Origin of the sequence: Sedimenticola hydrogenitrophicus (assembly GCF_029017505.1) — a bacterium.
GTDB classification, from domain to species: domain Bacteria; phylum Pseudomonadota; class Gammaproteobacteria; order Chromatiales; family Chromatiaceae; genus Sedimenticola; species Sedimenticola hydrogenitrophicus_A.
Genome location: NZ_JAQGEI010000030.1, coordinates 17,611 through 39,490 on the forward strand (window position 1 = coordinate 17,611; position 21,880 = coordinate 39,490).

Here is a 21,880-nt window from a genome sequence, read left to right on the forward strand (position 1 = left end):
ACCGGCTCTGTTCGGGTGCACGGCCTGTCAGAGGCTTTCGGCATTCTCCGCCAGATAGGTGGCCACCCCATCCGGAGAGGCGGACATGCCCTTCTCCCCCTGTTTCCAGCCGGCCGGGCAGACTTCGCCGTGCTCCTCGGTGAACTGCAGGGCATCGATCATGCGCAGCATCTCGTCGATATTGCGCCCCAGCGGCAGGTCATTGACCACCTGATGACGGACCACGCCCGCCTTGTCGATCAGGAAGGAGCCGCGGAACGCCACGGCACCGTCGGGCGTCTCCACGTCATAGGCCTTGCAGATCGCATGGGTCATGTCGGCCACCAGAGTGTATCCCACCGGCCCGATACCGCCCTGATTCACCGGGGTATTGCGCCAGGCGTTGTGGGTGAAATGGGAGTCGATGGAGATACCGACCACTTCCACATTGCGTTTACTGAATTCCGCCAGCCGGTGATCGAAGGCGATCAGTTCCGAAGGACAGACAAAGGTGAAATCGAGCGGGTAGAAAAACAGTACCTTGTACTTCCCCGCTGTCGCCTCTTTCAGGTTGTAACTATCGACAATCTCGCCACTACCCAGTACGGCCGGTGCGGTAAAATCAGGTGCTTCACGTCCTACAAGTATGCCCACGTTGAAATCCTCTAAATTGAATTGTTAGTTGATCTTGCGTCCGTTATTAGATTCTCTCTAATAAGTGGGCGATTATGCCACAGGAAGATCTTTATTTTAATGCGACCATTCAGCCGAAGCGTGGATTTGGTGTCCGGGACACAGTGAGAGAGCATCCAAGTGCCGCAGTCGCAGTAGATCAGCTTAAGTCCGACAGACGCCTGGCAATTCCTGAGCCCGGCAGCTTGTCAGAAGGTAATTAATCACGGGGTGATAGGCCTACCTTGCCGGCCTCACGTGATGGCTGGATCAAAATCGGCCAACAAGGCAGGCCAATCACTTACAGAACGGGTGAGTAGTTACGCCAGAAGTTACAAATCCAGGTCCAGGGAGGGGTTCTCTTCATACCGGGCGACGATTTCCAGTGCCTCGCTCCAGCGCGGATCGAGGTGCAGGGCCTCCCTGGCGAGGGCTTTTCTGCCGTGCATGCGCACCAGCCGCATCTGCGCTGCCGGATCGCTGTGGTCGACCAGCGCCGCCAGCACCTCGGCGGCACCCGCCGGGTTATTGCAGACCAGTACCATATCGCACCCCGCCGCCAGCGCCGCCCGGGCTCGTTCGGCATACCCCCCCGCCTGTTCGGCGGCGGCCATGGTGAGGTCGTCGCTGAAGATCACGCCCTGGAAGCCGAGCTGATTGCGCAGGACATCCTGCAACCAGTAGCGGGAAAAGCCGGCCAGTTCCCGGTCCGCCTGCTCATAGATCACATGGGCGGGCATGATCGCCTCCAGCCCGTAATCGATCATGCGCTGAAACGGTACCAGATCCTCCATCAGCAGGTGGCCCGTCGGGCGACGATCCACCGGCAATTCGCAATGGGAGTCTTCGGTCACGCCGCCATGCCCGGGGAAATGCTTGCCTACCGCGGCCATCCCTGCCTCATGGACGCCCATCATCCAGGCATGGGCCAGCTCGGCCACCACCACCGGCTCCGCGCCAAAGGCGCGGTCGCCGATTACGCTGCTGAGCCCAAGCCCCAGGTCCAGCACCGGGGCAAAGCTGAAATCCACGCCGACGGCGCGCAATTCCGCGGCCATCAGCCAGCCGATGCGCTGGGTGATGGAACGGGCCTTTTTTGTATTGGTCCGATTCAGTTCGCCAAACCAGGCGGCGGGCGGCAGACGGGTGAAACCATCCCTGAAGCGTTGCACCCGCCCCCCCTCCTGATCGACGGCGATCAGCAGTGGCGGTGCGCGCAGGGCATGAATATCCGCGATCAGCGCGGCAACCTGTTCCGGTGACGCATAATTCCGGCTGAACAGAATCACCCCGCCGGCGGCGGGATGGGCCAGCATCTCACGCTCTTCCTGGGTGAGCACCGTTCCCTTTATATCCAGCATGAGTGGGCCGTGGCTCATGGAGCGAATTCCTCAATCATCATTTTTTTCTATCGGCTATACTGTGTGGCTTGTTGGTCGAGCATTACAGATTAAACCGATTCGGAAGTAAAGATGCGTTTTATAACCCTGCTATTGAGTGTCATGCTCGTTTTCTCCACCACTCAACTTTCAGCGGCGACAGAGACCAAGGATGGTAGCGAAGCACCCGGGACCATGGCCTATTACGAGCTCTCCCCCTCCATCGTGGTCAACGTTAAGGGCAGGGAAAAGTATATCCGTTGCGATGTGCAACTCATGACCCGGGACGAGACCCGGCTTCCCGCCATCAGTCTGCACGCCCCGGCACTGCGCCACGAACTGATCCTGTTGCTGAGCGATCAGCAGGGAGCCGAGATCCGCACCACCAAGGGCAAGGAGAAACTGCGGAAGGTTGCGCTCAAGTCACTCCAGGCTGTGATGAAAAACCTGGTGGGCGACGAGACGATTGACGAGCTCTTTTTTACCACCTATCTGGTGCAATAACCGGGCTCAGCAGCGCTCGCGAATCTCCACCACGGTTCCCACCCTCACCCGCTCGAACAGCTCGATCAGCTCCCGGTTGCGCATCCGGATACAACCGTGGGAGGCCGCCTGCCCCATCGGTTCGCTGTCCGGGGTGCCGTGGATATAGATAAAGCGTCTCAGGCTGTCGACGGAACCACCACGGTTTCTGCCCGGTTCCAGCCCGCTCAGCCAGAGGATACGGGTCAGGATCCAGTCGCGCCCCGGATCAGCGGCGGCCAGTGCGGGGGTGTAGATTTCACCTGTGGGCCGGCGGCCGATAAACACGCTGTTCTCCGGCAGCCCGTCACCGATTTTCAGGCGGATACTGTGCAGACCCCGCGGGGTACATTCACTACCCCGGGATTCCCCCGCCCCATTACGCGCGCTGGAGATGGCATAGCTTGCGATACAGGCGTCACCGGACAACAGCCGCAACTGCTGCCGTTGCAGGTCGACCTGAATATGTTGAGCCTGACGCTTCACCACTGCGAATAGGGGTGCTTCACCAGGTTGGCGTTGTAATAGCGGGGATCCCCAGACACCTCTTCACCGGCCCAGGGGGGCAGCTCGAACGGCTCGTCCTCGGAGCTGAGTTCCACCTCCGCCATGATCAGCCCGCTGTTCTCGCCCGCGAACAGGTCCAGATCCCACACATGCCCACCCCAGCGCACCTTGTATCGTGTCTTGTCGATAAAGGGCTGCTCGGCCAGCTGTGCCAGTATCTGCTCGGCATCCGCCAGCGGAATCGGATACTCGAACTCGGACCTCGATATGCCCTTTGTCGCACTTTTGAGATTCAGGCAGGCGCTGTCGCCGGCGATGCGGACCCGCACGGTGGCGTTCGGCTGATTGGCGATATAGCCCTGCTTCAGCACCGCCTCAGAGAGGATATTATCCTTCCATTTATCGTTAACAACCAGGAACTTTCGTTCTATTTCTAAAGCCATTTACCCAGTCCGTTCAGGATTTCTCGAAGAGCGCGATCGACTCGACATGGGCGGTGTGCGGGAACATGTCCATCACCCCCGCCGCGACCAGCCGATAGCCGTGCCGGTTGACCAGCTCCCCGGCGTCCCGCGCCAGGGTGCCCGGGTAGCAGGAGACATAGACCACGCGCTTCACCCCCAGCCGGGGGAGGTGTTCCAACACTTCGGCCGCGCCGGAGCGTGGAGGATCGAGCAGCACCTTGTCGAAACGTTCGCGCAGCCAGGGTTCCTTCTGCAACGAATCATACAGGTCGGCCGTGTAGTAGCGGCTGTTTTCGATACCGTTGCGCCGTGCGTTATCCCGGGCCCGGGCGACCAGGCCCGCATCTCCCTCGACGCCGACCACCTCCGCCACGCCTCGGGCAATCGGCAGGGTGAAGTTGCCCAGGCCGCAGAACAGGTCCAGCACCCGGTCTTCCGGCGCCACTGCCAGCAGCTCCAGGGCGTGCCCGATCATCAGGCGGTTGAGGTCGCTGTTCACCTGGGTGAAGTCGTTGGGCAAAAAGTGGATGTGCAGGCCGTAGTCCGGCAGGGCATACTGCAGATCCGCCGGCTCGCCGCTCAATGGCGCGACGGTGTCCGGGCCGCCGGTCTGGGTGTAGACATCGATCTCCCGCTCCCTGCCGAATGCCAGCAGCGCCTGTTCATCAGCCGCCGACAGGGGCTCGAGGATCCGGAACACCAGCACACACCGGGTGTCGCCCATGGCCACCTCGATCTGGGGCACACGCTCCTTGATACTGAGCGACCCGATCAGCTCACTCAGGGGGGTAAGCAGCCGACCCACCCGGGGATGCAGAATATGGCACTCGGAGAGATCCGCCACGTAGGGGGAGCCACGCTCACGAAATCCCACCAGCACCTTACCCTTCTTGGCCACGTATTTGACCCCGAGCCGGGCCTTTCGCCGATAGCCGAAGGCGTCGCTGCCGACCAGTGGTGCCAGCAGCCTTGCCGGCTCCACCTTGCCGATACGCTGAAAGGCGTCCATCAGCGCGGTCTGCTTGGCCTGTATCTGCGCGGATGGTGATTGATGCTGCAGCGAACAGCCGCCGCACACAGCGAAATGCGGGCACTGGGGCACCACCCGGTCAGGCGAGGCGGAGAGGATCTCGAGGGCTTCGCCCTCATCAAATTTCTTCTGTACGCGGGTATAGCGGAAACTGACGGTCTCTCCCGGCAAGGCGCCATGGATAAACACCGCCTTGCCGTCGATGTGCGCCACCCCGCGACCGTCATGGCTCAGGGCATCGATACCGGTCACAACCGGATCTTGCGGTAACTTGCGTCTTCTTGAGCGTCCCATGAAACCAGATCAATCCTCATTCGGTTAATAACAACGGCAGCACCGTAGCCTGGATGAAGCCGCACCCCAACTGGATGAATCGCATGCACCCACGGCGGCGAAATCCGGGAAGCAGTCTCGACTAACCACCCTGGATTCCGCCCGTCTGAGGCTGTGCGCCTGTTAGGTTCCTATGGAGCGGGCTCCATCCAGGCTACAACCTATTTCTGTACCCAGCCGCCTTGTGCATTCTGATACCACCATCCCCCGGATGCCTTCTCTACCCAGGTGCGGGCGAAGGTTGCACGGATCTCGGGCTCCCATTCGGGGTGACCGTTGGCATCGGCAATCGCCCGGTAGAGCGCGCTGCGATCACTGTTTTCGCTGCTGATGAGCCCCTGCACCTTGTTGCGCTCTTTCAGTGGGATGGCGGCGGCGTCGTGCACCGCGATCATGGCGTCCCGGGTAAAACCGATGGCGCCGCTGTTGTAGTGGGGGGTCAGGGCGCTGTTGCGGCTTTTCATGCTGGCCTGCAGTTTGCGGACGGCCGGTGAGCTGGCGTTAAAATCGGGTTGCGCCGCCTGCGCTGACGGAATCAGCAACTCTAGCGCCCCGGAAGCGATCACTCTGAACAGCGAATTATTGAGTGAGGAGCTCTTGTTTTCACCCTTGTCCCGCTCTTCCTGTTGTTGCTGTTTTTCCTTGCCCAGGATGTCATCCACTATCCGTTCCGCCGCCTCCTCAGCCTGGGCAGCGGGGAAGTAGATATTGATTGTGACACAGGCGGCAAGCACAACCAGGGCGGCCATCGCACTGCCTATTTTTAACGTTTTCATCCGCTTAGCTCCTTTTATTAGCATTCAATCTAGTTGTTATTGGATTACGGGTGACTCACCCGACGCGATCTGTTTCAACTTGCTGACCAACACCTGCCAATCGGTTTCGCGATTGAATCCCATGATATCGATTCGTGGTATGCCGCCACCTTTCACCAGGTAGTAGCCTCTCTCGGCCGCCTCGATTCCTCCCATGTGGCAGACGCCGCGTTCCAGGCGGCAACTGATACCCAGCCGGTCATAACCAAACTCTTTGAAGATTCTCAAAAAGCTACGGGATATGGCACCGGAGACACCCGAGCCGCCCAGATTGGAGATATTATCCACCGCCTGCTGACTGATACGGCGTCGACTCTTGTCACCCGCCGGAGTGGCAAAGGCCGCATCAAATGAGACCGGGGCCCACTCTTCCAATCTGAGGTCGGTGACCCGGCCTGCCAATTTCCCGGTAATCTTACCAAATGAGAAGGTACGGGTCAGAGTTTCCAGGTCGATATCCTTCAATTCCAGATCCGCGCTCAATGCAGGCAGTGCTCCGAACAGATCGTCCAGCTGGAGATCCCGGATCACAATTTCGCCATCGAAGATCTTGACCAGCGCCACGCCATCCACGGCAATGACACCCTGCTCATATGCGAGCCCCGGGATCATCCCGGAAAGCTGGCCCGCCAGCGGCGGCCAGCCGACAGCGCTGCTGATTGCCGCCATACTGATCGGTGTGAGATAACCCTGAAAGCGGACCATTGGACCGGCTTCGCCCCGCTCCAGTTCAAACTTTTCCGCCCGCAGCTCGCCATCCAGTACCGGAATGTTGGCCTGATTAACCAGGGAGACCCTATCTCCGGAAAGATTCAGCGCGACGTCCGTCGCCCCCAGGGTGATGCCGCCAAACAGATGTCCCCCCTGCCAGCTGAGACGGCTCTCCCGGGCGCGCTTGCTGGACCAGTTGATTTCGCCATCGAGGTCATACAGGGCAAATTGCCCCTGGCCGTCTCCCCGCTGCCGCATTCCCTGCTCGATATAGACATCCTGGAGGTCGATGCGGATCCGGCTGTCATCGGCCCGATGGCTGATATCCAGGGCGAATCGCCCCGCCAGTTCCATATCCTCCAGTTGGGGATTGGCCAACACCGGCAGGATATTGTCACGAAAAAGCCCGGCGAGATCCGCCGGTTCCGATGTCAGATTCAATGAGATCAGCTGCGGTTCCTGTAGCAGGGAAATTTCTGCTGCCCCGCTAAAATTCAGGCGTTCCGGCTGGCGGAACCTGAATTGCTCAAGAGAGATCAGTGAACGGTCAGCCCGATAGCGGTAGGCGGTCTCCAGCGACAGGGGATGTGCGGATGGCGAGAGATATAACTGCGGTGCCAACAGTTCCCCGGCATTCAGCGCCAGCCGCTGGGTCCCGGCCCACTGTCCCTTGCTCAGCACCGCCTCACCCTGCCATTGTCCCGCCAGCCCCTGCCCGATATAGCTCCCGCTGGCATCAGCAAAACCAACATCCCTGAAATCGAGCCGGCTACTGCCCTGCAGGAGCTGCGCACCGACGCCCCGCAAGGTCGCCGACAGCCCCAGCCTGCCACTGAGGGAGAAACGCTCCACCGACTCCGCCAGGGCCGCATGGAGTGTTCCAAGCCTCTGGATATCCAGCCCATTCCCTTTCAGCGACAGGAGCCACTGCTGCCGTTCGATGTTGATCAAGGCGGCCAGTTTTCCATTGGACAATGGAATATCATCAAGTTGTATATCAATAACTTGTGAATCTATCTTCCAGTCGATTCTTGATTTTATCCCGGCCATTTTCTGCCCATTCAGGGTCAGGTCGAGCAGACCTTCCCGGCAACTGATCTGCCTCCCGGCAATCTTGCCGGCCCGGCAGTCGAAACGGAACATGCGTAGCGGACCCGGTAGCGCGGGGTGCCGAATCTCCTCGGCGGAAAGGATATAGCGATCCTGGGATGGCTGAAGGTCAACCTGCAGTGCCAGCCCGCTGACCTGCCACCCCTCGCCCCCCAGATCGCCCAGGGTCAGCGTCAGCCGGTCTGCCGCCCGCAGGGGAAGGGAACTGACCAGCAGTGCCCAGAGGATGACTGCCGGAAAGGAAAACTGGAGATTATTCAGCCGGAAAGACACCCGTGGAGAGATAACGGTCGCCGCGGTCGCAGATGATGGTCACGATAGTGGCGTGGGTCACTTCCCGCGACAGCCTGAGTGCCGCGGCCACCGCTCCGCCGGAAGAGATACCGGCAAAGATACCCTCTTCCGTCGCCAGCCGGCGGGTGACTTCCTCGGCCTCCTCCTGGGTCACATCCAACGTGCGGTCCACCCACTGCTTATCGAAGATCTTCGGGATATAGGCCTCCGGCCAGCGCCGGATGCCGGGGATGCTGGAGCCCTCCGTCGGCTGCACACCGATAATCTGGATCGCCGGGTTCATCCCCTTGAGGTAGTGGGAAACACCCATGATGGTCCCCGTGGTGCCCATGGCGCTGACGAAATGGCTGATCTCGCCGCGGGTGTCATTCCAGATCTCCGGGCCGGTGCCCTCCAGGTGGGACAGCGGATTATCGGCATTGGCGAACTGGTCGAGGACCTTGCCCTCACCCCGTTGTTCCATCTGCTGCGCCAGATCCCGCGCACCTTCCATGCCCTCCTCTTTCGTGACCAGAATGAGTTCCGCGCCATACGCCCGCATGGAGGCGCGCCGTTCGAGGCTGAGGTTGTCGGGCATGATCAGGATCATCCGGTAGCCCTTGATCGCCGCCGCCATGGCCAGGGCGATACCGGTGTTGCCACTGGTCGCCTCGATCAGCGTGTCCCCCGGGTGGATGTCACCGCGATCCTCCGCGTGCTGGATCATGCTCAGCGCCGGGCGATCCTTGACCGACCCGGCGGGGTTGTTCCCTTCGAGTTTGACCAGAAGGGCATTCGTGGTGTTTCCGGGCAGCCGCTGCAGGCGCACCAGGGGAGTATGACCGACAAACTGTTCAATGGTTGGGTATTTCATAAGACAAGGTTACAGTAGGGTCCTGTGGAAAGAGATCACGCTATATAGTATAGGACTGAACTATCCCGGCAGCGGCGATTCCGCGGCCGGCCAGCGGCGATTAGTCTATCAATAACACCAAGAGAACAAAACAGAAGCATTATGAAGTACACACATCCACTTAAAAACAGCCCCAAAAGGTATTGGGCTTTGGGACTGGGAGCGATCGCCTCCCTGTCAGTTCATGCAATGGATGCCAATAATCCTTTGCCTGAAGAGCTGTTTTTCAGTGATGTGCCGGTGGTGCTCTCCGCCACACGACTGAAACAGGCGTTGCCGGATTCACCGGCGTCCGTCACGGTGATCGACCGGACCATGATCGAGGCGTCAGGCGCAATCGAGCTGGTCGATCTATTGCGTCTGGTGCCCGGCTTCCAGGTCGGTTATTACACCGGCTCCAAGTTTACCGTCTCATCCCACGGCAATACCGATCGCTTTGCCCGGGACATGCAGGTGCTGGTGGATGGCCGTTCGATCTATGACCCGGCCTTCGGCGGCGTCACCTGGAGCGACCAGGAGCTGGACATGGATGACATCCAACGCATCGAGGTAATCCGCGGCCCCAACGCCAGTACCCACGGCTCCAACTCGTTCGCCGGGGTGATCAATATCATAACCCAACACCCCTCGGAACAACCCGCCATCCGGGTCAAGACTGTGGTCGGCGACGGCGGCCGGCGCCAGGTCTATAACCGGTTTGCCGGCGTCGAGGGCAATCTCGCCTACCGGGTGGCCCTCAAGTATGACGAAAACGACGGTTTCGATACCCGGCATGACAGCTCGGACACCCGCTGGCTGAGTATGCGTGGCGATTACCAGGTCAACAACCGGGATGCGCTGCTGCTGGAACTGGGCCATAGCGGCGGCACCCGCGAGGACGGTTTTCCGGCCGATGCCGAGCAGCCGTTCCGCGCCACCGAGGACAACCACGCCTTCCAGCAGCTGCGCTGGACCCGCAGCCTCGCGCCCGGCAACGAGTATTCGCTGCAGTTCTACCACAACTACCAGGAGATCGATGACAGCTTTTCCGACGCCATCACCTTTGCGCCCCTGGATGTCTCACTGGGTTACGGCTTCAAGTCCCAGCGTTATGACCTGGAATTCCAGCACACCTTCGATATCAATCCGGCGCAGCGCATGGTCTGGGGCCTGGGCGCCCGGCGCGATCAGGCCAAGGGGGTCTGGACATTCAAGCAGGGCGACTGGATGACCCGAGACCAGTACCGCGCGTTTGGCAATTTCGAGTGGCATTTGACCGACAGCCTGCTGCTGAATCTGGGCGGCATGTATGAGAAATTTGAGCAGAAAGATGGGTTCTTCTCACCGATGGCGGCACTCAATCTCAAACTGGATGAGATGAACACCCTGCGCCTGCGTGCCACCCGCGCCTACCGCATGCCCACCTTCTGGGAGGATTTTGCCGATCAGTCGGTGGTTTTCACCGGGTCGATGGTTCCGATTCTGCAGACCTACAAGACCACCACCAATCTGAAACCGGAATATATCGAATCCTTCGAGCTGGGCTACCTGGGGAGTTTCGAAAAGCTGGGCCTGACACTCGACATGAAGCTGTTTCACGAAGAGATCAAGGAGATGATTGCGGAAGTGGCCGATCTGAACGCCCCCGGCCAGCCCTTCGCCTATATCAACAGTGGGAGCTTCAATATCAATGGTTTCGAGATTGGTCTGCGCTGGGAGCCTTCAGCACGCAGCATGCTGCATATCGCCTACAGCCTGACCAATGCCTACGGCAGTCAGATCAAAAAGAACCCCCCGACGTTGCCCGAGCATTTCCGGGTCCTCGACCGCCGGGTTCCCCCGCTGACGCTCAGTGTACTCGGCAGTCACCAGTTTGATAACGGCATCAAGCTCAGTTCGGCATATTATTATATGGATGAAATGGACTGGGCCGGTGATGGCGACCTTATCGATATCAATCGGCGCTGGGATATCAAAATCGCCAAGCCGTTCGAGCTGGAACGCGCCGACGGGGAGATAGCGCTGATCTTTCAGAACATTGGACCGGATAATGATTTCCAGGATTTTCATACCGAAAATGTCTGGGGAGACCGGGTGTTTCTCCAGGCCAGTTTGAACTGGTATTAACCACAACGGGTCTTATTAGCGGAACTGTTTCCTACACGGAGGTTGTGTTTTGACTTTTAACCAGAGGCGTCGGCCAGCGTAATACCGTGAGTCGTCAGAACCTCAGCCATAGTCTTGGTAATCTGCTGGCGTCAGTCCGATATGGCAGGGGGATACTGTTTGTGTTGTTGCAGGCATTATCCCTCCTGCTGATCCTGCCGAGCGGTTATGCGGCACAGGGTAATATCGTTATTTTCAGCAGCAGTCCCGCGCCGGTTTACGATCAGGTGGCCAGGCTGCTGAAAGCCAGCCTGAATGAACAGTGCGCCGATATGGGCGCCGAATGCCCACCGCATCAGATCCATATCCTCACCCAGGAGGAGGCGGGAGGACGCGTTCTCATTCCACCACGCACGCGGCTGATAATCACCCTCGGCCAGCATGCCGGGCAACTGATACACGACATGGAGACCGGCCTGCCGACGCTGCATGCACTGATACCAAAGAGTGCGTATGAACAGCTGGGCGGGGCCGCACATCACTCGGCGATCTATCTTGACCAGCCGATCAGCCGGCAACTTCAGCTTGCCAGAATAATTCGCCCCGATCCGCACATCGGCCTGCTGATCAGTCCATTAACCACGTCTGTCCGGGAAAGGCTTTCGACCGCCGCCGCCATTCAGGGCATCCCGGTTACTTATCGGGAAGTCGACGCCACCGACAGACTCGGTCCACTACTGAAAGAGGTGCTGGAAGAGAGCAACGTCCTGCTGGCGCTCCCCGACCCGGCCATATTCAATCGATCCACTATCTTCAATATCCTGCTGTCGAGCTATCATAATAAAGTACCGGTGATCGGGTTTTCGTCGGCCTATGTCAAGGCCGGTGCACTCATCGCCACCTACTCGACACCGGAGGATATCGCGCACCACCTGGCGGAAACCACCCGCGATTTTCTGCAAACCGGCACAGGAGCGTTGCCGGACCCGTCATACCCGAAATACTTCAGTGTGACCGTCAACCGTAACGTGGCCAGATCACTGGGAATATCACTTCCGGATGAGACTGATATTATTCGTCAAATGTTGGAAGACAACAAACCATGATGAAACGACGTCGCTATTCGCGGATCAAGACGCGGGCACTGTTACTGGGCATTGTGCCGGCCGCCATCCTGGCATTGTCACTGACGGCCTACCTGATCACCGCACAGCTGGACAATCTGGAAATGGCCTTCAAGGCGCAGGGCAATGCCACGGCACAGGAGGTGGCTGCCGCCAGTTTCTACGGGATATTCAGTGGCGATATCGAATCGCTGTCGCTGAATCTGAATTCGATACTCAAGAGAAAAGACATTCTCTCCATCATCGTCAATGACGCGCAGGGCAATCTGTTGTTGAGTATCGGCGAGTCTGTATCGAATGATGCAGGTGTCGCGACCCATGATCCCGGCAAATCATCATTCTTCTTCACCTCGGTCCAAAGCGGTTTCCAACCAGACATCCTGGGCGACTATCCCGATCAGATACAGTTCATCCAGGGCGATGTCACCCCTTCCACTATCGGTTCGGTGGTGGTGGAACTCGAGAAAACCAGCCTGCTGGAACAGCAACGTGACTCGATCATCACCAGTGTGATCATCAGTGTCACCGGGCTCATCCTGACGGCCCTGATCGCCCTGCTATTAAGTCAGAAAATAACCCGCCCCCTCTCCAAGTTGACCCAGGCGGTCATCCGCATGAAACATGGGGATTTCGCCGTCACGGTACCGGAAATTTCCGCCGGGGAGTTGCGCAGTCTGGAAGAAGGCTTCAATGCCATGGCCAGGACGCTGAAATACAATCAGGAGATATTGCAACAGCAGGTGGACCGGGCAACCTCGGATCTCACCCAGACCATGGAGGCACTGGAAATACAGAATGTGGAACTCGATCTTGCGAGAAAACGCGCGTTGAAGGCGAGTCAGGCAAAGTCCGAGTTCCTGGCCAACATGAGTCATGAAATCAGAACGCCGATGAACGGGGTTATCGGTTTCTCCACACTACTGATGAAATCCAGACTATCACCCGAGCAGCGTGAACTTGCCGAAACCATACACAAATCCGCCACCGGCCTGCTCGGGATCATCAATACCATTCTCGATTTTTCCAAACTGGAATATGGAAAACTGGAACCGGAATATGCCCTCTTTGATATCCGTTCCTGCTTTGAGGACCCGGTTGCACTGCTGGCGCCGGCGGCGCATGACAAACAGCTTGAGCTGGCGCTGCTGATCTATTCGGATGTGCCGGCACAATTGATCGGTGACGAAACCCGTATCCGCCAGATACTGGTCAATCTGGTAGGCAATGCAATCAAGTTCACCCACCAGGGAGAGATCATCGTACGGGTGATGATCGAGGATGAGACCGAGGACTCCTGCCGACTTCAATTCTCCGTCACCGACACCGGCATAGGGATAGACGAACATATCCAGAAGGATCTTTTCACCTCTTTTCAGCAGGGTACCAAACAGACCAACAGGCGATACGGGGGAACCGGCCTGGGATTGAGTATCAGTAAAAAACTGGCTGAATCGATGAAGGGAGAAATAGCCCTCGACAGTGTTGAGGGTAAAGGCTCTTGTTTCAGGGTAATGCTCAACCTGCCGAAGAGCCCTGAGATGGCACAACCCCTGGTGGACAACAGCTTCAGATCCAGACGGTGCACCATCATCGATCACCACGTGATATCGCAATTGGCCATGTCACACACACTGGAAAGCCTGGGCATGGCGGTTTCCGAGGTCGGCTGGGGACAACTGAACAAGGCGGCCATTGCCGACCAGGATCTGCTTTTGATCGGGTTTTCAGCCGCCGAAATCGATTCCGGAGTCGCCATGGACCGGATAGCCCGCCTGCAAAAAACGACCGTTCCCAGCAACCTGCTGATACTACTCAGCAGCTCTGACGCAACGGTTCACGAGAGATTCCAGGCACTGACACTGGCGCCATGTATTTCCAAACCGGTGACCCTGGCGGTACTGAAACGCACCCTGGAACAGATATTTGCCAATCCATCCACCCCGTCTGGCACCATCGAATACGGGAGTTCCAGCACCCCTTCATTTAAGGGAAAACGGTTCATTATCGCCGATGACAATCCGATCAATCTGCAACTGATATCGGCCATTCTGTCGATGACCGGTGCCGATATCGTGGAGGCCGAGAATGGCGTCGGGGTGATCAACGCCTATCGGGAACGGCGCCCGGACCTGGTGATTATTGATGTGCACATGCCGGTTATGGATGGCGGAGAGGCGACCAGCCGGATTCGACAAATGGAGCGTCAGGAATATGCCGGCAGCCATACGCCGATCATTGCCCTCTCGGCCGACATCATACCGGAACACCGTGATGCCCTGCTGGCGGCCGGTGCGGACCTCTACCTGACCAAACCGATAGATGACAGCAAACTCTGGCAGGCCATCGACAATCTGGTGAATGCAAACAGTCCGGCATCAGCGATTCCCGAAGTGTACGCAGCGGAAGAGGCCTTCAAGGCGGATGCCGCCGGAACGCTTCCGGTTCACGATCCGCAGGAGGCCCTGCGCTTTACCGGCGGGAGAGAGGAGCTGGCGATGGAGATGTTCAGAAAGTTCATGGACGACCTCCCGCAGCAGATGGCACTACTGGAAAAACATCGGGAGAACCACGACTGGCCGGCGCTGGGTGAAGTTGCCCACCGGTTACATGGCGCCTGCGCGGTTTGTGGCGTACCGGCGCTGAAAGCCGCCGTTTCGGAACTCGAGCTGGCGGCGGGAAAAGCCGATGTGGATAATATCTCCACCCGCATGCAGCGAGTCAGAACAGGCTGCCAACAGCTCTACACTCTTGAGCTATCAGTAGACGAACGCTGGCAGTTCAGTACCGATGGCGGTTGATCCACGACCCGTGATTTAGGCTTGCCGCCCGGCAAAACAAGCGTATCAATCACGAAAAATGGAGCGCTCCTTACCGGCGAACTGGGACAGAAGAACCAGCAGCAGCGCCAGCAGATAGAGGGCGTAAACGCCAATCATGGTCTGCGGCATGGTGTATCCGAAAAACTGCCATTGAATCTCGTCACAGAAACCGGTTGGCTGGAACAGCCAGGGGATCCATTCATCCAGTTTTGCCCAGTCCGGGTAATTGGCCGCGAAATCACAGGTGTTGGAGGGCGACGGGAAGAGCTGTATCCCGGTATGTTTCAGTGCCAGCTGCAATCCCCAGGCCGCACTGCCGCCCCAGATGAGTATTGCCAGCATGCGCAACAGCATCAGCCCCGGCGCCAGCGCCGCTATCAGGCCGGAAAACAGTATACCCATCACTGCGGTTCGCTCATACACACAGAGCACACAGGGATCCAGCTTTAACTCATACTGAAAATAGAGGGCGGCCAGCTCCAGTCCCAGCGCGGTCAACGCCAGCAGTATCCAGGGTGCGCGATTGTTTGACAGTCGGTTAAAGAATTTCAGCATGTGCGGACCAGGTGATGCCTCGGAATGAAATCAGGCAGCCCGAGTGGCTGCCTGGATGCGCAAACAGGTTAGAGGATACCCGTGACAATCTGTCACTTCAAGAGACGGATGCTGGAATCCCGGGGCCGTCCAAGGTGGTCGAACAAATTTTCGTACCCACGACAACTTCCCGATCCCGGATCGGTAAAGGTTTATTGCTCTCGCCAAGGCGCCAAGCGCGCAAAGATTAGCGGCATAAATCGGTTTTCCTTGGCGTGCCTGGTGTCTTGGCGAGAGTTCATTTACCATCTGTCATCCCCATCTGTAAGCCAGAGACGCGCGACCCATGAACAGGTCAAACCTGGCGCACAGTCCCCGACCGAGTCGGGGGATTACCCCGGCATTTATCAAGTACTGTTCACGTCATCTGCTCTCGTTGTTGTCACCTGCCATGGGGCCGACCCGCCGCCCGGTAACAGGCGGCGAAGCGATTGTCGATAAAGTCATCGAAATCGACCTGCTCCTGGCGTATATAACCCTGGTGCGGCAGTTTGCCGTTAAAAAAGAGATCCACAATGGCGCAGAGGCTGGATGCGGTGGTGATCTGTATGGCCCCCCAGTGCTCGCCAGCGATATCGTCGTGATAAATCTTCCGGCTGTCGGTTATCTGCATGAATTTGCCATCAATAATGCCGGTTGCGGTGACCATGATCAGCACCACATCCTGCCGGGTGACCGCCAGCGCCTTCTCGAAGATCTGCTTGAGCAGATCCCGCTGTTCACCGAGCCGGAGATCATTGATCAGAAAATTCATCAGATACTGATGCCCTTTATAGCGGATGGTTTTATAGGTGAGATCCGACACCCGGCCCTGTAGCGTCTCATACAGGGTGCCCAACCCGCCGGAGGTGTTGAAGGCCTCGTAGGAGACACCATCCAGCGAGAAGGTCTCCAACCCTTCCAGCGGCGTCAACTCCACATAGTGTCCGGCGCGGATGGCATGGCACGGATTACAGTACTCGTTGATCAGCCCCTGGGTGGACCAAGTCAGGTTGTACATCAGGTTATTGGTGGGAAATTCCGGCAACGCACCGACCCGCAGCTTGAGGTTGTCCAGCTGATCAAACTGCTGCACCATGTGAAAACCGAGTATGCCGATAAAACCGGGCGCCAGTCCGCACTGGGGCACAAACACCTGTCCCGGGGCGGCGCGTTCGGCGATCCGCTTTATGGCACTGGTGGTGGCGTTGTCCTCGGTCAGATCAAAGTAGCTCACGCCGGTGGCGGCGGCCGCTTCCGCGACCAGCGCATTGACATCATAGCCACAGGCCGAGATGACGGCGTCGCATCCCCGGATCTCCTGGTGCAAGTTATCCACTCGACCAATCTGCAGTATCCGTTTTTCCACCCGATCACTGAGGTGGATCGATTCCAGGATATGGCTGGACTGGTCGGTGAGCAGGATTTCATAATCCCCACTATCATCCAGAAGCCTGGCGATGGCTGCCCCGATCCTTCCCGCGCCTACGATGGCCACTCTATGCATACAGACTCCTGAAGATCAGCAAATCGGGAACCGATGCTTGCGCGATCCCGCCCCCCATCCGAATATGATAAAATTTGCTCTTTGTTAGAGAGAAGTTTAGCACTCCGCTGCTCAGTCACCGGCCATCGCACACGCCATACGTCGGTCCGCTGAGCCGGCAAATCCCTAACCCACTCAACTGCGTACTCCTATGATTGACAGCAAAACCCTGATGATCCAAGGCACCACCTCGGATGCCGGAAAAAGCACACTGGTCGCCGCTCTCTGTCGGGTATTCAATCGCCAAGGCCTCAGTGTTGCCCCGTTCAAACCGCAAAACATGGCGCTTAACAGCGCGGTGACAGCGGATGGCGGTGAGATCGGCCGTGCCCAGGCGGTCCAGGCCCAGGCGGCACGCCTTGAACCGCACGTGGATATGAATCCGGTCCTGCTGAAGCCCAATACCGATACCGGTTGTCAGGTGATCGTGCAGGGCCAGGCGGCGGAGAACAACATGGAGGCCTGGGGCTATCACGCCTACAAACCCCGGGTGATGCCCGCGATTCTCCAGTCGCACAGCCGGCTGCGGGCCGATTATCGATATATCCTGGTGGAAGGGGCCGGGAGTCCGGCGGAGATCAACCTGCGTGAGAACGATGTGGCCAACATGGGATTTGCCGAGGCGGTGGACTGTCCCGTCCTGCTGGTGGCCGATATCGACAAGGGGGGTGTCTTCGCCCACCTGGTCGGCACCCTGGCGCTGCTCTCGGCAAGCGAACAGGCCAGGATCAAGGGGTTCATTATCAACCGGTTCCGTGGTGAGCTGAGCTTTCTGCAGCCGGGACTGGATTGGCTGGAACAGCACACCGGCAAGCCGGTCCTGGGTGTCCTGCCCTATCTGGCCGGACTGCACCTGGAAGCGGAAGACAGCCTGACCAATTCGGGAGTCGCAGCCACCGTTGAGAAGCCGCTGCGGGTTGTGGTCCCCTGGCTGCAGCGCACCAGCAACCATACCGATCTGGACCCCCTCGCGCTGCATCCACAGGTCGAGGTGCGTTGGATCGGGCCGGGTGAAGCGATTCCGCCGGCCGACCTGATTATCCTGCCGGGGTCAAAAAGCGTGCGCTCGGACCTGGCGTATCTGCAACAGAGCGGCTGGGAACGGGCCATCAAACGCCACGTGCGTTTGGGTGGCAAGGTGCTGGGCATCTGCGGCGGGTTTCAGATGCTGGGGCAGGCCATACATGACGCACTGGGCATCGAGGGTCAACCCGGCAGCAGTAACGGCCTGGGACTCCTGGATATGGAAACCACCCTGGAGAGAGAGAAACAGCTGCGCCTGGTGACTGGCGAACTGACCCTGGCGGAGTCGGTTCCGGTGAGTGGCTACGAAATCCACATGGGCGTCAGCCGGGGACCGGCACTGTCCAGACCACTGGTCACCCTTCAACAGGGCCATGATGGCGCCCTGTCTGAAGACAACCAGGTCGCCGGCACCTACCTGCATGGTCTGTTTGAGATGCCATCCGCGTGTGATGCGCTGCTCACCTGGGCCGGCCTTGAACAGGCCACGACACCCGATTACCACCAGCTGCGTGAAGCCGGCATCGAGCGATTGGCGGATGCCGCCGAAGCGCACCTGGATATCAAAAAAATCATTGCAATTGCTGACGGTCGAATTGAATCATGAGGTGTAACTACTCACCCGGTCTGTAAGTGATTGGCCTGCCTTGTTGGCCGATCTTGATTCAGCCATCGTGTGAGGCCGGCAAGGCAGGGCAATCATCCCGTGAGCATTGGTGAGGAGTGGTACATGGATGTACCGTTTACGGACCTGAGGATGGCATGCGCCTACCGGCTTATCCACCCTACATCCTTACCCCGTGAGTAGTTACCATGAGGTTACGAATGTGGGATCCGTCGGGTACGCCCCTTCCGGAACGCTGGCCGCGCTCCCGGTTGCCGAAAACGGATTCAACCGCAACAGTATATCGAGCTGTGACTGGGCGCCGGCCTGCAACAGCTGCGTTATCGCATCCGCCGCCAACGGTGGACAGGTATAATAGCCCTGGACCCAGTGACACCCCTGCATCCGCAGGTAATCAAGTTGTTCCCGGGTCTCCACGCCCTCGGCAATCACCTGCAGGTCAAAATCGCTTGCGAGCCGCAACAGCGAGCTGACCAACTGTGTGCCCTTGCCATCCGGCCCCATGTCCTGGACGAACTCCTTATCAATCTTCATGGCATTGAAGTTAAAATTCTGCAGATAGGTGAGCGAACTGTAGCCTGTGCCGAAATCATCGGCGCTCAGTTGTACCCCCAGTTCGCTCAGCCTGGCCATATTGATTCGCGTGGTATCCTGGTCGGCGATCAACAGGGTTTCCGTCACTTCACAATGGAGCCTGGCAGGATTGAACCCGGCATTTGCCAGGGTCTCTTTCACTACATCAATGATCTCCATGTGGCTGACCTGGCGGGCAGAAAAATTGACCGAGACAAAAAAACCTCGATCACCAGCAAACTTTGCGCTCCATTCACCAACCTGCCTGCAGGCACGCGCAAGCACCCACTCTCCAAGGCGATGAATCACATCGGAGCTCTCTGCTATCGGGATAAACTCGTCGGGCGGAATCCTCCCAAAGTAAGGATGCTGCCAACGCAACAATGCCTCGAAACCATCGATCATCCCGGAATCCAGATTCACAATCGGCTGGTAATGAATATCCAACTCATCCCGGTCAAGTACCGTGTGCAGATCATGTTCGATGTGGGTTGTTTTGGCCACCTCGGCATGCATCTCGGGGGCAAAGATATCTATCCTCCCCTTGCCGAGATTTTTGGCCCGATACATGGCTATATCGGCATCGCGGATAATCTCGTCCACGGCCTGATAGTGGGGTTCACCGTAACAGATGCCGATACTGGCACTTATCTTCAACGAAGTACCCCGCAGTTCGAAGGGTAGATTAGTCGATTCCAGGAGGCGATTGGCGACCATAATCGCCTCCTGCGGATTGCCTATATTATCAACCAGGAAGGTAAATTCATCGCCACCCATCCGGGCTACGGTATCCGCTGGCCTGAGGATCCGCCTGAATCGTTCCGCAACCTCCTTTAACAGCAGATCACCGACAGAGTGTCCGTAACAGTCGTTGAGATTCTTGAATCGATCGAGGTCGACAAAACAGACGGCATATTGATAGTTGCGGTTCCGGGCCTGTTTTGCCATTGACACCTGCAGGCGATCGCTGAAAAGGAAACGGTTCGGCAGGCCTGTCAGTGAGTCATAGAGTGCCCCGCGTTCCAGACTCGCCAACAACCCCTGCCGTTCCGCCTGACGATGACGGGCATATAATCCAAAGGCAAAAATACCGCTAATGCCGGCAAACCAGACGGCAACATGGGTGATAACCATGGAGTCGGACGTCTCTTTGGCCGCCTCCAGATAGGGGGTCATGGGGATAGAAACACTGACGCCACCACGAAGGTCGCCCTCCTTGAAACCCAGTATACCGTGGCACTTATCACACCCCTGCGTCATATACATGGGTTTCATGAAGCGCATGTAAGGCTTGCCGTTGATATTGGTCTGCTCAATCACCTCATCTACCCGTTCCTGCTCAAAGCGCTCCAGCGCCATCCGTTCCCAGGAGTCAGGTTTGTTGGTTGGATCGAAGGTGATCTTGCCGGTGATCTTGCCTTTGACCCCGTAGACATCCTCGTAATCACTGGTGATCTGGCGAAGCATATAGGCCGGATTCATCAGGGTGAGCCGCATACCCTCGGTGGTGACAATGTCCCGATGCTTCAGGTGGGAAAGATAGGGATTTGATGGGGTGGTTTCGGTAGGTGGTACATAGACGCCGCCGTGCTTACTGGCCCACTGCCTGAATGCCTGGTCCTTGTTCCAGTTGGATTTTGCCTCGCTGATCGCCAGCTTGGCCTTTTCATTTTTGAGATTGGTGATATTCCAGTCCAGCGAATAGCCGACCAGGGCAGTCCAGACCAATGATCCGATCAGAACCAGCAGGGCAACCGGCTCATGGGTAAATTTTGTCAACTGTTGATCGAGAGATTTCACGGCTGCACCGATGCTTCATCCTTGTTTTGTAATCGGTCTGAATACTGGCGGGGGGTGGTATGCCTTTTTGCCGCCAATAGGCCTTCTTACCCTACAAATTGGGATATATATCGGCTATGCCGGGCAAAGCTTGAGCACTACACTGGGCCGGCAGAGGATGATTTTCCAGTAATCCGCACGGAACCGCAGGTGATTAATCGGTTTCCTTTATCGATATGAGATCAATCATCATCCAGACATGACGCCCTGTGCGACGCAAGTATGAGGCGCTTCATCTCCTTTACCGCATCGGCCAGTCCGGAAAAAACGGCACGTGCGATGATGGAATGACCGATATTCAGCTCCCGGATACCCGGGATCGCGGCGATCTTTGCCACATTGTGGTAGTCCAATCCGTGACCGGCATTCACCTGCAGACCGGTATTTAAACCAAAATCTACCGCTTGCTGAATCTTCAGCAGCGCTTTTTCCCGCTCGACACCGTTACGGGCATCGGCAAAATGACCGGTATGAATCTCCACGGCGGGGGCGCCGATAGCGTAGGACGCCTCCAGTTGCCGCTCATCGGCATCGACAAACAGGGACACCCGGATACCCGCCTCCTGCAAACCCGCGCAGAAGTCACGGAGAGACGCCTGGTTGGCCACGACATCCAGCCCCCCTTCCGTCGTCAGCTCCTGACGCCGTTCCGGCACGATACAGCAATCGGAAGGCGCTATTTCCCGGGCGATTGCCAGCATTTCGGCTGTGGCGGCCATCTCCAGATTCATCCGTGTCTGCAGCATATCGGCCAGCATCTCCACATCACGATCCTGAATATGGCGCCTGTCTTCACGCAGATGCAGCGTAATCAGGTCCGCGCCCGCCTGTTCGGCAAGCAGCGCCGCCTGAATCGGCTCGGGGTAGCGGGTGCCCCGCTGTTGGCGCAGCGTGGCCACGTGATCGATATTGACGCCCAGCAATTTCGGATATGACATGTTCATGATGTTTCCCGGTTCATCTCA

At 58.0% G+C, this 21,880-nt stretch carries 17 protein-coding genes; 5 read left to right on the forward strand and 12 right to left on the reverse strand.

Features of this window, described 5'->3' with window-relative positions:
• Positions 1 to 27: 27 nt before the first annotated feature.
• Positions 28 to 633, reverse strand: a complete 606-nt coding sequence (locus O9K64_RS17055) for a peroxiredoxin (RefSeq protein WP_275099314.1) — start codon at positions 631 to 633, stop codon at positions 28 to 30.
• A 350-nt stretch (positions 634 to 983) separates the two neighbouring features.
• Positions 984 to 2,030: a beta-N-acetylhexosaminidase gene (gene nagZ / locus O9K64_RS17060; RefSeq protein WP_275099315.1), complete on the reverse strand. Its 1,047-nt coding sequence runs from the start codon at positions 2,028 to 2,030 to the stop codon at positions 984 to 986.
• Between the two features lie 93 nt (positions 2,031 to 2,123).
• Between nagZ and O9K64_RS17065 the strand changes: the two genes are divergently transcribed.
• Positions 2,124 to 2,534: a flagellar basal body-associated FliL family protein gene (locus tag O9K64_RS17065; RefSeq protein ID WP_275099316.1), complete on the forward strand. Its 411-nt coding sequence runs from the start codon at positions 2,124 to 2,126 to the stop codon at positions 2,532 to 2,534.
• A 6-nt stretch (positions 2,535 to 2,540) separates the two neighbouring features.
• Here the strand turns inward: O9K64_RS17065 and O9K64_RS17070 are convergent, their stop codons facing one another.
• The 6 genes from O9K64_RS17070 to cysM all read right to left on the reverse strand — a co-directional run bounded on the left by O9K64_RS17070 (position 2,541) and on the right by cysM (position 8,669).
• On the reverse strand, positions 2,541 to 3,041 hold the full coding sequence (locus O9K64_RS17070; protein WP_275099317.1) for a L,D-transpeptidase family protein: 501 nt from the start codon (positions 3,039 to 3,041) through the stop codon (positions 2,541 to 2,543).
• Complete coding sequence (locus tag O9K64_RS17075) at positions 3,035 to 3,502, reverse strand: CYTH domain-containing protein (RefSeq protein ID WP_275099318.1); 468 nt, start codon at positions 3,500 to 3,502, stop codon at positions 3,035 to 3,037. Before O9K64_RS17075 ends, O9K64_RS17070 begins: the two co-directional genes overlap by 7 nt.
• A 13-nt stretch (positions 3,503 to 3,515) precedes the next feature.
• The gene (gene rlmD / locus O9K64_RS17080; RefSeq protein ID WP_275099319.1) at positions 3,516 to 4,847 is read right to left on the reverse strand and encodes a 23S rRNA (uracil(1939)-C(5))-methyltransferase RlmD; all 1,332 of its coding nucleotides are present in this window, start codon (positions 4,845 to 4,847) and stop codon (positions 3,516 to 3,518) included.
• Between the two features lie 200 nt (positions 4,848 to 5,047).
• A complete protein-coding gene (locus tag O9K64_RS17085) occupies positions 5,048 to 5,662 on the reverse strand; it encodes a YdbL family protein (protein ID WP_275099320.1) in 615 nt (204 codons plus the stop codon).
• 36 nt (positions 5,663 to 5,698) lie between these two features.
• Entirely contained in the window at positions 5,699 to 7,795 is a 2,097-nt protein-coding gene (locus tag O9K64_RS17090; protein ID WP_275099321.1) for a hypothetical protein, read from the reverse strand.
• Complete coding sequence (gene cysM / locus O9K64_RS17095; RefSeq protein WP_275099322.1) at positions 7,776 to 8,669, reverse strand: cysteine synthase CysM; 894 nt, start codon at positions 8,667 to 8,669, stop codon at positions 7,776 to 7,778. Before cysM ends, O9K64_RS17090 begins: the two co-directional genes overlap by 20 nt.
• A gap of 189 nt (positions 8,670 to 8,858) precedes the next feature.
• On the opposite strand from cysM, the gene O9K64_RS17100 reads away from it, so the two are divergent.
• The 3 genes from O9K64_RS17100 (at position 8,859) to O9K64_RS17110 (ending at position 14,715) form a co-directional block, all read left to right on the forward strand.
• A complete protein-coding gene (locus tag O9K64_RS17100; protein WP_275099323.1) occupies positions 8,859 to 10,814 on the forward strand; it encodes a TonB-dependent receptor plug domain-containing protein in 1,956 nt (651 codons plus the stop codon).
• A gap of 266 nt (positions 10,815 to 11,080) precedes the next feature.
• Entirely contained in the window at positions 11,081 to 11,899 is an 819-nt protein-coding gene (locus O9K64_RS17105) for an ABC transporter substrate-binding protein (protein WP_275099324.1), read from the forward strand.
• Positions 11,896 to 14,715, forward strand: a complete 2,820-nt coding sequence (locus O9K64_RS17110) for an ATP-binding protein (protein WP_275099325.1) — start codon at positions 11,896 to 11,898, stop codon at positions 14,713 to 14,715. Before O9K64_RS17105 ends, O9K64_RS17110 begins: the two co-directional genes overlap by 4 nt.
• Positions 14,716 to 14,760: 45 nt before the next feature.
• Here the strand turns inward: O9K64_RS17110 and dsbB are convergent, their stop codons facing one another.
• Together dsbB and O9K64_RS17120 are read right to left on the reverse strand one after the other, a co-directional pair.
• Positions 14,761 to 15,291 carry a disulfide bond formation protein DsbB gene (gene dsbB, locus O9K64_RS17115; RefSeq protein WP_275099326.1) on the reverse strand — a complete coding sequence of 177 codons (531 nt, stop codon included), beginning with the start codon at positions 15,289 to 15,291 and terminating at the stop codon, positions 14,761 to 14,763.
• 421 nt (positions 15,292 to 15,712) lie between these two features.
• A complete protein-coding gene (locus O9K64_RS17120) occupies positions 15,713 to 16,816 on the reverse strand; it encodes a saccharopine dehydrogenase family protein (protein ID WP_275099327.1) in 1,104 nt (367 codons plus the stop codon).
• Between the two features lie 193 nt (positions 16,817 to 17,009).
• Between O9K64_RS17120 and O9K64_RS17125 the strand changes: the two genes are divergently transcribed.
• A complete protein-coding gene (locus O9K64_RS17125) occupies positions 17,010 to 18,485 on the forward strand; it encodes a cobyric acid synthase (RefSeq protein ID WP_335342313.1) in 1,476 nt (491 codons plus the stop codon).
• A gap of 201 nt (positions 18,486 to 18,686) precedes the next feature.
• Here O9K64_RS17125 and O9K64_RS17130 read toward each other — a convergent pair whose 3' ends face one another.
• On the reverse strand, positions 18,687 to 20,876 hold the full coding sequence (locus O9K64_RS17130; RefSeq protein ID WP_275099329.1) for an EAL domain-containing protein: 2,190 nt from the start codon (positions 20,874 to 20,876) through the stop codon (positions 18,687 to 18,689).
• Positions 20,877 to 21,097: 221 nt separating this feature from the next.
• Positions 21,098 to 21,859 (reverse strand): pyridoxine 5'-phosphate synthase, encoded by a 762-nt coding sequence (gene pdxJ, locus O9K64_RS17135; RefSeq protein ID WP_275099330.1) that lies wholly within the window; start codon positions 21,857 to 21,859, stop codon positions 21,098 to 21,100.
• Positions 21,860 to 21,880: the final 21 nt, after the last annotated feature.